This is a genomic window from Micromonospora maritima (assembly GCF_902825405.1).
Lineage (GTDB): Bacteria > Actinomycetota > Actinomycetes > Mycobacteriales > Micromonosporaceae > Micromonospora > Micromonospora maritima.
In genome coordinates, this window is record NZ_CADEAU010000019.1 from 16,470 (window position 1) to 29,021 (window position 12,552).

The following is a 12,552-nucleotide window of genomic DNA, read 5'->3' on the forward strand; positions in this document are numbered from 1 at the left end:
AGGCTGCCATGGGCAGTGGAATCTGGTCCACCGACGTGTACGACGCCGCCGACCGTTACCGGCGCCGCACCGGCAGGAGCGCGTTCTCCTACAGCGACAGCGGTGCCCGCACGGTGCACCCGGCGCTCGACCCGCGCGACGCGCGGCGGGAGAGCCGCGACTCCACCGAACACCCGCAGTCGACGCCGATCGCCGTGCTGTTCGACGTCACCGGCTCGATGGGGCACGTGCCCCGGGTGCTGCAGAGCAAGCTGCCGCAGCTGCTCGGCCTGCTGCTGCGCCAGGGGTACGCGAAGGACCCGCAGGTCATGTTCGGCGCGATCGGCGACGCCACCTGCGACCGGGTGCCGTTGCAGGTCGGGCAGTTCGAGTCCGACAACCGGATGGACGACGACCTCGGCCGGATCGTGCTGGAGGGCGGCGGAGGCGGCCAGATGATGGAGTCGTACGAGCTGGCGCTCTACTTCATGGCCCGGCACACGGCCACCGACAGCTGGGACAAGCGCGGCCGGCGCGGCTACCTGTTCATCATCGGCGACGAGCTGGCGTACCCCCGGGTGAAGGCCGGCGAGGTGACCCGGCTGATCGGCGACGACCTGCGCGAGGACCTGCCGGTCCGGCAGATGGTGGACGAGGTGATCGCGCGCTGGGACACCTACTACCTGCTGCCCGCCGGCAGCCACTACGCGGGCAACCGCAAGGTGCTCGACTTCTGGCGCGGCCTGCTCGGGCAGAACGCGGTCGAGCTGGACGACCTGGACGCGGTCTGCGAGACGATCGCGCTGACCGTCGGGCTCGGTGAGCAGGCCATCGACCTGGACGCCGGGCTGCGCGACCTGGACCGGGCCGGCTCCGCCGCCACCCGCACCGTCTCCAGGGCGCTCGCGCGGCTCGGCTCCGGCCGGCGCACGGTCGCGACGCTGCCGTTCACTCCGGCCGAGGGCGGAAGCGGGGTCACCCGGCTGTGAACCACGTGACGGTGGTCGACCTCGGCTACGGCGACGCCGGCAAGGGCACCGTGGTGGACCTGCTCTGCGCCACCCGGCAGGTGCACACGGTGGTCCGGTTCAACGGGGGCGCGCAGGCGGCGCACAACGTCGTCCTGCCCGACGGGCGGCACCACACGTTCGCGCAGTTCGGGTCCGGCACGTTCCGCCCCGGGGTGCGCACGCACCTGGCCCGGCACGTGGTGGTGGACCCGCTGGCGCTGGCCGCCGAGGCCGACCACCTCGCGTCGGTGGGCGTGCCCGACGCGCTCGACCGGCTGACCGTGGACGGGGAGGCGCTGCTGGCCACCCCCTACCACCGGGCCGCCAACCGGGCGCGGGAGATCGCCCGGGGAGCCGACCGGCACGGCTCCTGCGGGCTCGGGGTGGGCGAGGCGGTCGCGTACGGCCTCGCCCACCCCGACGAGGCGCCCCGGGTGGCGGACTGCCGCCACCCGGCGGTGCTGCGCCGCCGGCTCACCGCGCTGCGCGACCGGCTCACCGCCGAACTGGGCCCGCTGGACGGGCCGCCGGTCGACGACTGCCTGACCGCGTACGTGGCCTTCGCCGACCGGGTGGCGATCGTCGACCGGAGCTGGCTCGCCGGCGCGCTGCGTGCGGGCACCTGCGTCTTCGAGGGCGCGCAGGGGGTGCTGCTGGACGAGTGGCACGGCTTCCACCCGTACACCACGTGGAGCACCACGACGTTCGCCAACGCGGAGACGCTGCTCGCCGAGGCGGGGATGGCCGGCACCGCGCAGCGGCTCGGCGTGCTGCGGGTGACCACCACCCGGCACGGCCCGGGGCCGCTGGTCACCGAGGACCCGGCACTGCCGTTCACCGACCGGCGTAACGGGACGAACCCCTGGCAGGGCCGGTTCCGGTTCGGGCACTTCGACGCGGTCGCCCACCGGTACGCCCTCGACGTGGCCGGCGGCGTGGACGGGCTGGCACTGACCCACCTCGACCTGGCCCGGCCGGAGCTGCGGATCTGCCGCCGCTACGACGGGGTCGACCGGCTCGTCCCCGGGCCGGCCGGTGATCTGGGGCGGCAGGCGGCGTTGACGGCCCGGCTGATGCGGGCCCGGCCGGTGTTGGACGAGGCGCCTGCCGACTGGCCGGCCGCGGTCTCGGAGGCGCTGGGCGCGCCCGTGCTGCTCACGTCGCACGGCCCCACCGCCGAGGAGAAGGAAGGGCCCCTTGTTAACGCATTTTGTATAGGAAGGGCCCCCGCTTAACACCCAGCGCCGAGCATGAGAGGCATGGGGGACGTGCTCGACCTGCTGCACCACACGGTGACCTCGCCGTGGGTGTACCTGGTGATCATCACGGTCACCGCCGTCGACGCGTTCTTCCCGGCGGTGCCGGGCGAGACCGTGGTGATCACCGCCGGGGTGTTCGCCGCCGGCGGCGAGCCGAACCTGGCCCTGGTGATCGTGACCGCCGCGCTCGGCGCGCTGATCGGCGACCACGTCTCGTACGCCATCGGGCGCGGCGGGGGCGCGCACCGGGTCGCCCGGCTCCCGGCGGACAGCCGGCGGCGGGCCAGCTCCGAGTGGGCCCGCCGGGCCGTCGACAGGCGCGGCGGAATGATCCTGACCACCGCCCGCTACGTCCCCGGCGGCCGGACCGCGGTCACGCTCACCATGGGCGCGGTCCGCTACCCGGCGCGCTCGTTTCTGCTGTACGACGCGCTGGCCTGCGGCACCTGGGGAATCTACTGCGGGCTGCTCGGCTACTTCGGCGGGCTGGCGTTCGAGCACAACCCGGTCACCGCCCTGCTCGCCGGCGTCGGCCTCTCGCTGGCGGTCACCGGGCTGTTCGAGGCCGTCCGCTGGGGCCGCCGGCGGGCCCGCAACCGGGCCGCCCGTCGCTGACCGGTGCCGTCACTCCAGCAGGTCGGCGTCGTGCACGAGGATGGCGAGCTGCACCCGGTTGGCCACGCCGAGCTTGGCCAACGCACGGCTGACGTGCGTCTTCACGGTCGCCTCGCTGGCACCGACCCGGCGGCCCACCTCGGCGTTCCCGTCCCCCCGGGCCACCTCGCGGACGATCGCCGCCTCCCGGTCGGTCAGCCGGGCCAGCCGTTGCCGGGCGACCTCCCGCCGGGCCGGGCCGCGCTCGGCGAAGGAGCTGATCAAACGCCGGGTCACGGTGGGCGCGAGCATGGCGTTCCCGGCGGCGGCGGTCCGGACGGCGGTGGCGAGATCCCGGGGCGGCGTGTCCTTGAGCAGGAAGCCGACCGCGCCGGCCCGGAGCGCCTCGTGCACGTACTCGTCCAGATCGAAGGTGGTCAGCATGACCACCTTCGACCCGGCGGCCACGATCGCCGGTGCCGCGGCCAGCCCGTCGACGCCGGGCATGCGTACGTCCAGCAGCACCACGTCGGGGCGCAGCCGCAGGGTGGCGGCCCGCGCCTCGGTCCCGTCGGCGGCCTCGCCGACCACGGTGATGTCCGGCGCCGCTTCCAGGATCAGCCGCAGCCCGGCGCGGATGAGCTGCTCGTCGTCCGCGATCACCACCCGGATCACGTCGCCTCCCCCATCGGCACCAGCGCGCGCAGCAGGAACCCCCCGTCCGGGGTCGGTCCGGCCGACAGCCGCCCGCCGGTCAGCTCGACCCGCTCCCGCAGGCCCACCAGGCCGAGCCCGGCGCCGGGCAGGACCGGGCCGTCACGGTCGGACGGGTCGTTGCGGACGCTGACCTCGATCCCCTCGGGCAGCTGCCGCAGCCGGACGGCGACCGCCGCGTCCGGGGCGTGCTTGCGCACGTTCGTCAGCCCTTCCTGGACCACCCGGTGCACGGTCCGCGCCACCGCGCCCGGCACCGGGCCGGGCGTCACCTCGTCGGTCAGCCCCACCCGGAGGCCGGCCGCGCGTGACTCGCGGACCAGATCGCCGACCGCGTCCCGGCCGGGCAGCGGCAGCGGGGGCTCCTGCCGGAGCACGCCGAGCACCTCCCGCAGGTCGGTCAGGGCGGCCCGGCCGGTGGACCGGATCAGCGCGGCCGTCTCGACGGTGGCGGGGTCGGCGGTGGTCACCTCCAGCGCGCCGGCGTGCACCACCATCAACGAGACCCGGTGCGCGACGACGTCGTGCATCTCCCGCGCGATCCGGGCCCGCTCCTGCGCGCGGACCCGGTCGGCCCGGGCCTCCTGCTCGCGCTCCAGTCGCTCGGCCCGGTCCCGCAGGGCGGCCAGGACGTCCCGGCGGGCCCCGATCCAGAGCCCGGCGAGCGCCGGGGCGATCACCAACGAGGCGTAGAACATCAGCGCGTTGCCGGGGGTGGCGACGACCATGCGGCGTTCGCCGCCCACCACACCGCCGATCGCCATGCCGGCGAGCATGACCGGGAACGTCCCGAGCAGGTAGGCGGCGAGCCGACCCCCGCGCAGGCCGGTGCCGGCACGCCAGGACGCGACCACGACGCCCGCCCACGCGGCCAGGGTCAGCCAGCACACGGCCGCGGCGGCGGGCAGGACCCAGCGGCGCGGGCTGAGCACCGACGCACCGGTGGCCAGTGCGAAAAGTACGACCACCACCGTCGGCAACGGCGAGCGGACGCCGAGCCCACCGGTCGCCGAGGCCCAGGTCGCGGCGGCCACGGCCGCGGCCAGCAGCAGCGGCAGGTGGGGTTCGACGCGCCGGACGGCGACCGGCCAGGTGGTCACCCCGCGAGCCTAGGTCGGGTCGGCCCGCGACGGGACCGGGCTCGGGGAGGGTTGGGTGCCTACCCCGAGGCGCCCTCCGGGTCCGGCACGACGAAAGTGGACCCTTGGGGCCGACCGTCGGCAGATTCCCTCGACCGCCGGCCCGACCAGCATCGACGCCATGGATGCCGCTCTCGAACTGCTCCACGACACGATCTCCTCGCCCTGGGTCTACCTGGCGCTGTTCGCCATCGCCGTGGTGGACGGCTTCTTCCCGGTCGTACCGAGCGAGACCGCCGTCATCACCGCCGGGGTGTTCGCCGCGACCGGCCGGCCCGAGCTGCCGCTGGTGATCGGCGCGGCCGCGCTCGGCGCGCTGGTGGGAGACCACGTCTCCTACGCCGTCGGCCGGCACGGCGGAGCGCGGCTGTTGGACCGGCTGCCCGAGGGGAGCCGGCGTCGGGCGGCGGCGGACCGGGCCCGGCGGGGCATCGCGGTGCGGGGCGGGCTCATCCTCACCGTGGCCCGGTACGTGCCGGGCGGCCGGACCGCGGTGACGCTCACCATGGGGGCGACCCGGTTCCCGCGCCGGCGCTTCCTCGCCTTCGACGCGCTGGCCGCCGCCACCTGGGGCACCTACTCGGCGTCGGTGGGCTACCTGGGCGGGCTCGCCTTCGAGCAGGACCCGATCCGTGGCCTGCTGTTCGGGTTGGGACTGGCTCTCACCGTGACGCTGGTGGTGGAGGTGGTGCGCTGGGCCCGGGGTCGGCGCGCGGCGCGGGTCCGCGCGGCGCGGTTGTTAAGAGGGGGCCCTTCCTTACACCTCCCCCGGGTGCCAGGTGACGCCGCGCAGCAACTGGTCGGCACCGAGCCAGGCCACGTTCATCATCCGGGTGGCGGTCTTCTCGGCGTCGGCCTCGGGGTGGTCGGCCAGCCAGTCGGCGAGCGACTCGGTGGCGCCCACCAGCGCGTACGCGACCACCTCCAGGTCGGTGGCGCCGACCTCCCGGCCGGAGGCGCGCAGCGCGTGGTCGAGCATCCCGGCGACCACCTCGACCAGCCGGCCGCGCATGGCGGCCAGCTCGGCGGCGAACGGCTGGGAGCCGCGGGCCTGCCGGTAGAGCACGGCCCAGCCGTCCCGGTGCGCGCCGACGAACCCGAAGAACGCGCGCAGCCCGCGCCACAGCCGCTCGTCGGCGGGCAGCTCGGGAGCGGCGGCCCCGGCGATCGCCTCCATCATCCGGGTGCCCTCGCGGTGCAGGCACGCGACGAAGAGCTCCTCCTTGGTGCCGAGGTAGGCGTAGACCATCGGCTTGGAGATGCCGGCGTCGTCGGCGATCTCGTCCATGCTGGCGGCGTGGAAGCCACGGCGGGAGAAGACCTTGACCGCCGCGTCGAGCATCTGCTGCTCGCGTACGGCCCGGGGCAGGCGCTTGAAGGTCGGCGTGCTGGACACCCTTGCGAGCATACCTACTCGTGCGTAAGGTTACGCCAGAGTAACCAAAGTCGGCCCGCCCGAGAGGTGCATTCCCCCATGACTGACTTCGACCCGGCCAACTTCGCGAACGTCGGCCCGAAGGAGTTCGCGCAGCTGGTCAAGTCCACCCCGGACGACAAGATCGCCGAGATCATGTCCGGCGAGGCGCGCGGCAAGATCCTCAGCGAGGTCTTCAACCGGATGCCCACGCTGTTCCGCGCCGACCGCGCCGGCTCCACCAACGCGGTCATCCACTGGAACATCACCGGTCGTCCGGACGGCGGCACCGACACCTACGAGATCGTCATCGAGAACGGCACCTGCACCGTCTCGGAGACCCCGACCCGGGACCCGAAGCTCAGCCTCACCATGGGCCCGGTCGAGTTCCTGAAGATCGTCTCCGGCGGCGCCAACCCGGTGATGATGTTCATGACCGGCAAGCTGAAGGCCAAGGGTGACCTGGGCCTGGCCGCCAACATCGCCAACCTGTTCGACATCCCCAAGGCCTGACCATGGCCGAGTTCTCGCTCGACCTGAACGAGGAACAGCGGGACCTCCGCGACTGGGTGCACGGCTTCGCCGCCGAGGTCGTGCGCCCGGCCGCGGCCGAGTGGGACGCCCGGGAGGAGACCCCCTGGCCGGTCATCCAGGAGGCGGCGAAGGTCGGCCTGTACGGGTTCGAGTTCCTCGCCACCTGCTGGGCCGACCCCACCGGCCTCTCCCTGCCGATCGCCAGCGAGGAACTCTTCTGGGGCGACGCCGGCATCGGCCTGAGCATCTTCGGCACCGCCCTCGCGGTCGCCGGGATCTACGGCGCCGGCACCCCCGACCAGCTCGTCGAGTGGGTCCCGCAGTGCTTCGGGGACGTCGACTCCCCGGCCGTCGCCGCGTTCTGCACCACCGAGCCGGAGGCCGGCTCCGACGTCGGGTCGATGCGGACCCGCGCCGTCTACGACCAGGCCACCGACGAGTGGGTGCTCAACGGGCAGAAGGCGTACGCCACCAACGGCGGCATCGCCGGCGTGCACGTGGTCACCGCCTCGGTCGAGCCGGAGCTGGGCTCGCGCGGGCAGGCCGCGTTCGTCGTACCGCCGGGCACGCCCGGCCTCAACGCCACCCGCAAGCTGCGCAAGCTCGGGCTGCGCGCCTCGCACACCGCCGACGTCTTCCTCGACGACGTCCGGGTGCCGGGCCGCTGCCTGCTCGGCGGCAAGGACGCGCTCGACGAGCGGCTGGCCCGGGCCCGGTCCGGGCAGCGCGCCTCCGGCCAGGCCGCGATGCGGACGTTCGAACTGTCCCGCCCGACCGTCGGCGCGCAGGCGCTCGGCGTGGCCCGCGCCGCGTACGAGTACGCCCTCGACTACGCCAAGGACCGGGTCCAGTTCGGCCGACCGATCATCGCCAACCAGGCGGTCGCGTTCGCGCTCGCCGACATGAAGATGGAGATCGACGCCGCCCGGCTGCTGGTCTGGCGGGCGTCCTGGATGGGCCGCAACAACCGGCCGTTCACCGCGGGCGAGGGCTCGATGTCCAAGCTCAAGGCCGGCGAGGTGGCCGTCGCGGTCACCGACAAGGCGGTCCAGCTCCTCGGCGGCGCCGGCTTCCTGCGCGACCACCCGGTCGAGCGGTGGTACCGGGACGCCAAGATCTACACCATCTTCGAGGGAACCTCCGAGATCCAGCGACTGGTCATCTCCCGGGCCATCTCCGGGATGCAGATCCGCTGATCGCCGGCGGACCCCGACCCGACCCGCGACGGCACGCCGTGCCGGGCGTACCCCGTCGCGGGTCGGGCCGCCGGTCCGCGACCGGCCCGGCCACGACCGCGGGTGTCCGCAGGTTGGGCCGATGACCACGCCGGCTGGGCGGACGGACCGCCCGGATGCATGATCGGGAGACCACGAACGCGAAGGAGGTTGCGCCTTGGACCTGCCGTTCATCGTCGCCACGCTCACCCGACGCGGACTGCTCACCCCGGGCCGCCCGATCCGGGTGGCCTCGCAACTGAACGCGCTGCGCCGCTGGGGCTGGAGCCTCGCTGGCGAGCTGCGTCAGGCCGCCGCCCGCGACCCCGGACGCGTCGCCGTGGTCGACGAGAACGGCGCCACGCTGACGTACCAGGAACTGCTGGACCGGTCGGAACGGCTGGCCCGGTCCCTACGGGCCGGCCTCGGCGTGCAGACCGGCGACCGGGTCGGCCTGCTCTGCCGCAACCACCACGGGCTGATCGAGGCGATCGTCGCGGCGATGCTGCTCGGCGCGGACGCCGTCCTGGTCAACACCGGTCTCTCCGCCGCGCAGCTGGCCACCGTCACCGAGGAACAGGGCCTGCGGGTCCTGGTGCACGACGCCGAGTTCGCCGAGCGTGTCCTCGGCCTCCCGGCCGAGCTGCACCGCGTCGACGAGCGGCGGCAGGAGGAGCTGATCGCCGGCGCCGTGCCCGGTGACCGGCTCCAGCCGCCGGAGCGCGACGGCCGCACCATCGTGCTGACCTCCGGCACCACCGGCACACCCAAGGGCGCCCGCCGGCCCACCCCGCACGGCTTCGGCCCGCTGGTGTCCATCATCGACCGGATCCCGCTGCACGCCCGCGACACCGTCATGATCGCCGCGCCCCTCTTCCACACCTGGGGATACGCCGCCCTCCAGGTCTCGTTCGCGCTGCGGGCCACGGTCGTGCTGCACCGCCGCTTCGACCCGGCCGCCACGGTGGCCGCGCTGACCGCGCAGCCCTGCGACGCGCTCTTCGCCGTACCGGTGATGTTGCAGCGGCTGATGGAGGTGCCACCGCCGCAGCCCCGGCCGCCGCTCAAGGTGGTCGCGGTCAGCGGCTCGGCGCTGCCCGGCAACCTGGCCACGGCCTTCATGGACCGCTACGGCGACGTGCTCTACAACCTCTACGGCTCGACCGAGGTCTCCTGGGCGTCCATCGCCGGCCCGGCCGAGTTGCGGGCCGCGCCCACCACGGCCGGCCGACCGCCGCACGGCACCCGGCTGGAGATCGTGGACGAGGCGGGCCAGCCGGTCCGCGACGGCCAGGTCGGACGGATCTTCGTGGGCAACGAGATGCTCTTCGAGGGTTACACCTCGGGCGCCGGCCGGGAGAGCCGCGACGGCCTGCTGGACACCGGTGACCTCGGGCGACTGAACCCGGACGGCCTGCTCTTCGTGGACGGGCGCGCCGACGACATGATCGTCTCGGGCGGGGAGAACGTCTTCCCCTCCGAGGTGGAGGACCTGATCGCCCGGTTGCCGCAGGTCCGCGAGGTGGCGGTGATCGGTGTGCCCGACCCGGAGTACGGCCAGCGACTGGCCGCCTTCCTGGCGCTGCGGCCCGGTGAGACGCTCGACCCGGAGGCGGTCCGCGAGTACGTCCGGCACTACCTGGCCCGCTTCTCCGTGCCCCGCGACGTGGTCTTCGTCAAGTACCTGCCGCGCAACGCCACCGGCAAGGTGCTGGGCCGGGAGCTGCGCCGATACTTCGGCTGATCGGCTGACCACACGGGACGGACACCGGGCGACACGCGGTGTTACGTTCTCCCCGGTTCCAACGGGGTGAACGGGGAACAGCACGATGGTCCGACTCCGGCGGCGCACTGCGCTCGGCCTCCTGCTCGGCGGCGCGTCCGCCGCCGTCATCGGGCCCGTCGACCCGGTGCTCGGCCGCCACCACGGCACCCCGCCCGCCCGCCGCCAGGTCCCGCCCGTCGAGCGGGAGAACCGCGCGCCGGGTCAGCCCTGGTGGCCGCCGCGGGGCGGCCGGGCCGCCGACGACCGGCGACGCCAGATCCAGGGGTACGCCTCGACGACGAGCGTCGCGCCCGGCAGTGTGATCGACTTCCACGTCGCGGTCGTTCCGGCCGGCCGGTTCCGGGTCAGCGTGCACCGCCTCGGCTGGTATGGCGGGGCCGGTGCCCGCACCATGCTGACCAGCCCCGAGCTGCGCGGCGTGCCGCAGCCGGTGCCGGTCGCCGATCCGACCACCGGGGCGCTCGACTGCCGGTGGCCGGCGTCCTGGCGCCTGCCCGTGCCGAGGAACTGGGTCTCCGGCCTCTACCAGGCGGTCTTCACGTCGGCTTCCGGCTGGCGGTCGAGCACCCCCTTCGTGGTCCGGGACGACAGGCGCGCCGCCCCGCTCTGCGTGGTGCTGCCGGTGACCACCTGGCAGGCCTACAACCAGTGGCCCCGCGACCGACGCGTGGGCAGGAGCCTCTACAACGGCTACCGGCCGGACGGGCGGCGCGACCCGGCGCTGCGGGCCCGTGCGGTGTCCTTCGACCGCCCGTACGCCGACGCGGGCCTGCCCACCCACTTCGACCGCGACGAGGACGTGATCCACTGGTTGGAGCGCAACCGCTACGACGTCAGCTACGCCACCAGCCTCGACCTGCACTCCGGTCGGCTCGATCCGTCCCGCCACCGAGGGCTGGTCTTCTGCGGGCACGACGAGTACTGGTCGGCGGAGATGCGCCGGGCCACCGAGGCCGGGCTGGCCGCCGGCACCAGCCTCGTCTTCCTCGGCGCGAACAGCGTCTACTGGCACGCGCGGGTCCGCGCGGGCGGCAACGGCCGCCCGGACCGGGTGGTCGAGTGCGCCAAGACGCCGCCCGATCCGGGTACGGACGCGTCCGGTCCCACCGTGACGTGGCGCGACCTCGACCGGCCCGAGCAGGCGCTGCTCGGGGTGCAGTACAACGGCATCGTGCGCGAGCCGCAACCGCTCGTGGTACGCGCCGCCGACCACTGGGTCTGGGCCGGCACCGGGGTCGCCGACGGCGACCGCGTCCCAGGGGTGGTCGACGGCGAGGCCGACGGGGTGAACGCGGGCGTCGCCCGACCCGCCGCGACCACGCTCAGCTCCTCGCCGTACCCGGCGCAGCAGGGCGGCCGGCGGCTCCAGAGCACAAGCGTGTACGAGACGCCGGGCGGGGCGGTCGTCTTCGCCAGCGGCACGCTCGGCTGGACGATGGCGCTCGACCGGCGCGGGCACCGCGACCCGCGGATCGAGCGGGCCACCGCCAACGTGCTCGACCGGATCGTCGGCCGGAGTCGCACGCCCTAGGGGTGCGGCCGCGGGATTCCACCCAGGACCGACCGGGGGTGGGATGCGGGTGTCACCCGGATGCCCACGCCGGCCGGCGACGACAGGATCGATGACATGAAGATCACTGATGCCGCCCGTCGCCGCACGGTCGCCGCCGCGCTGGCCGGAGCCCTGGTCGCCGCCGTCGTCCCGGGTGCCGCCCTCGCCGCGCCGCCCGGCGCCCACCGGTCCGACTGCGCCATCGGCACCCTCGACCCGACCCCGATGCGGCAGGCGATCGCCGGGCTGCCCACCGACGACGCCACCAGCGCCCAGGTCCGCGTCACCACTGTCGACGGATGCTGGACCGGCACCAGCGGCGTACGCGCCCTGCACGGGTCCGCCCCGGTGCCGCCGCACGCCCGGTTCCGCGTCGGCAGCGTCACCAAGACGTTCACCGCCGCGGTGACGCTGCAACTGGTCGCCGAGGGGCGGCTCGACCTGGACGGCACGGTGCAGCGTTACCTGCCCGGCCTGCTACCCGCCGACTACCCGCCGGTCACCGTCCGCCAGCTCCTGAACCACACCAACGGGATACCGAGCCCGAAGCTGCCGGGCGGAATCGAGTGGCAGCTGACCCACCGCTACGACAGGTGGACCCCGGAGCAGATCGTCCGCCTCGGCCTGCGCAACCCGCGCGAGTTCGAACCCGGCACGGACCAGCACTACACCAACATGGGCTACATCGTGGCCGGCATGCTGATCGAGAAGGTCACCGGCCACTCGTACGCCGAGGAGGTGCGGCGGCGCATCGCCCGGCCGCTCGGCCTGCGGGACACGTACGCGCCGGGCGACGACCCGCGCATCCGTGGGCCGCACACCCACGGGTACCAGGCCGTGATCCGCGACGGCCGGACCGAGCTGGTCGACGCGACGGTGTGGAGCCAGACCTTCACCCCGGCCGCCGGCAACCTCATCTCCAGCCTGTCCGACCTGGACACCTTCATGACGGCGCTGTTCGCCGGACGGGTGGTGCCGGAGCCGTGGCTGACCGAGATGTTCACCCGACCGGTGCTGGCCGACCACACCACCGGCACGTACAGCGCCGGGCTGACCGCCATGCCGGTGGGCGGGCAGACCCTGTGGCTCAAGACCGGCAGCCGCTACGGCTACCTCGCCGGCGTCGCCGCCACCCGGGACGGCCGGTTCCGGGTCGAGTACTCGATCACCGCGACGGACGCGAAGAGCGAGGAGCTGAGCCGGACCGCCCAGGCCGTGATCGGCGCGGCGCTCGGCATGCTGCCGCCCGCCGCGCCGCAGCCCACGGTCAGCCCGGGATCGTGATCCGGCCGTCCACCGCCGCCGCCGCGATGTCGCCCCGGTGGTGGGCGCCGGCCAGCTCGACGCCGCGTACCAG

Annotated in this window: 11 protein-coding genes and 1 pseudogene; 9 read left to right on the top strand and 3 right to left on the bottom strand. The window is 74.3% G+C overall.

Going from position 1 to position 12,552, the window contains the following annotated elements; all coding sequences use genetic code 11:
* Nucleotides 1–8 precede the first annotated feature (8 nt).
* From HUW36_RS04370 to HUW36_RS04380, 3 genes are read left to right on the top strand one after another with little or no spacing between them, the layout of a single operon-like run.
* A complete protein-coding gene (locus HUW36_RS04370; protein WP_174526919.1) occupies nt 9–968 on the top strand; it encodes a hypothetical protein in 960 nt (319 codons plus the stop codon).
* A complete protein-coding gene (locus tag HUW36_RS04375) occupies nt 965–2,224 on the top strand; it encodes an adenylosuccinate synthetase (protein WP_174526920.1) in 1,260 nt (419 codons plus the stop codon). The genes HUW36_RS04370 and HUW36_RS04375 overlap by 4 nt, the downstream gene beginning before the upstream one ends.
* A 24-nt stretch (nt 2,225–2,248) precedes the next feature.
* The gene (locus HUW36_RS04380; RefSeq protein ID WP_174526921.1) at nt 2,249–2,863 is read left to right on the top strand and encodes a DedA family protein; all 615 of its coding nucleotides are present in this window, start codon (nt 2,249–2,251) and stop codon (nt 2,861–2,863) included.
* A gap of 9 nt (nt 2,864–2,872) precedes the next feature.
* Here HUW36_RS04380 and HUW36_RS04385 read toward each other — a convergent pair whose 3' ends face one another.
* On the bottom strand, nt 2,873–3,517 hold the full coding sequence (locus tag HUW36_RS04385) for a response regulator (protein WP_174526922.1): 645 nt from the start codon (nt 3,515–3,517) through the stop codon (nt 2,873–2,875).
* Nucleotides 3,514–4,656, bottom strand: coding sequence for a sensor histidine kinase (locus HUW36_RS04390; protein WP_217428771.1), 1,143 nt, complete (start codon nt 4,654–4,656; stop codon nt 3,514–3,516). The genes HUW36_RS04385 and HUW36_RS04390 overlap by 4 nt, the downstream gene beginning before the upstream one ends.
* A 160-nt stretch (nt 4,657–4,816) precedes the next feature.
* On the opposite strand from HUW36_RS04390, the pseudogene HUW36_RS04395 reads away from it, so the two are divergent.
* Nucleotides 4,817–5,431 (top strand): annotated as a pseudogene (locus HUW36_RS04395) (DedA family protein); the annotation flags it as partial.
* Nucleotides 5,432–5,452: 21 nt separating this feature from the next.
* Here HUW36_RS04395 and HUW36_RS04400 read toward each other — a convergent pair.
* Nucleotides 5,453–6,091, bottom strand: a complete 639-nt coding sequence (locus tag HUW36_RS04400; protein WP_172967875.1) for a TetR/AcrR family transcriptional regulator — start codon at nt 6,089–6,091, stop codon at nt 5,453–5,455.
* A 78-nt stretch (nt 6,092–6,169) separates the two neighbouring features.
* Between HUW36_RS04400 and HUW36_RS04405 the strand changes: the two genes are divergently transcribed.
* From HUW36_RS04405 to HUW36_RS04425, 5 genes are all read left to right on the top strand, one after another.
* Nucleotides 6,170–6,622, top strand: coding sequence for an SCP2 sterol-binding domain-containing protein (locus tag HUW36_RS04405; protein ID WP_091565780.1), 453 nt, complete (start codon nt 6,170–6,172; stop codon nt 6,620–6,622).
* A gap of 2 nt (nt 6,623–6,624) precedes the next feature.
* Nucleotides 6,625–7,839, top strand: coding sequence for an acyl-CoA dehydrogenase family protein (locus HUW36_RS04410; RefSeq protein WP_174526923.1), 1,215 nt, complete (start codon nt 6,625–6,627; stop codon nt 7,837–7,839).
* Nucleotides 7,840–8,035: 196 nt separating this feature from the next.
* Entirely contained in the window at nt 8,036–9,601 is a 1,566-nt protein-coding gene (locus HUW36_RS04415; protein WP_174526924.1) for an AMP-binding protein, read from the top strand.
* Between the two features lie 85 nt (nt 9,602–9,686).
* On the top strand, nt 9,687–11,174 hold the full coding sequence (locus HUW36_RS04420; RefSeq protein WP_174526925.1) for a N,N-dimethylformamidase beta subunit family domain-containing protein: 1,488 nt from the start codon (nt 9,687–9,689) through the stop codon (nt 11,172–11,174).
* 96 nt (nt 11,175–11,270) lie between these two features.
* Nucleotides 11,271–12,479, top strand: a complete 1,209-nt coding sequence (locus HUW36_RS04425; protein WP_174526926.1) for a serine hydrolase domain-containing protein — start codon at nt 11,271–11,273, stop codon at nt 12,477–12,479.
* Nucleotides 12,480–12,552 lie beyond the last annotated feature (73 nt).

Coding starts and splice junctions, on each gene's coding strand:
- HUW36_RS04370 (WP_174526919.1), top strand. CDS start 9: ATGGGCAGTGGAATCTGGTCCACCGACGTGTACGACGCCGCCGACCGT.
- HUW36_RS04380 (WP_174526921.1), top strand. CDS start 2,249: ATGGGGGACGTGCTCGACCTGCTGCACCACACGGTGACCTCGCCGTGG.
- HUW36_RS04405 (WP_091565780.1), top strand. CDS start 6,170: ATGACTGACTTCGACCCGGCCAACTTCGCGAACGTCGGCCCGAAGGAG.
- HUW36_RS04410 (WP_174526923.1), top strand. CDS start 6,625: ATGGCCGAGTTCTCGCTCGACCTGAACGAGGAACAGCGGGACCTCCGC.
- HUW36_RS04420 (WP_174526925.1), top strand. CDS start 9,687: ATGGTCCGACTCCGGCGGCGCACTGCGCTCGGCCTCCTGCTCGGCGGC.
- HUW36_RS04425 (WP_174526926.1), top strand. CDS start 11,271: ATGAAGATCACTGATGCCGCCCGTCGCCGCACGGTCGCCGCCGCGCTG.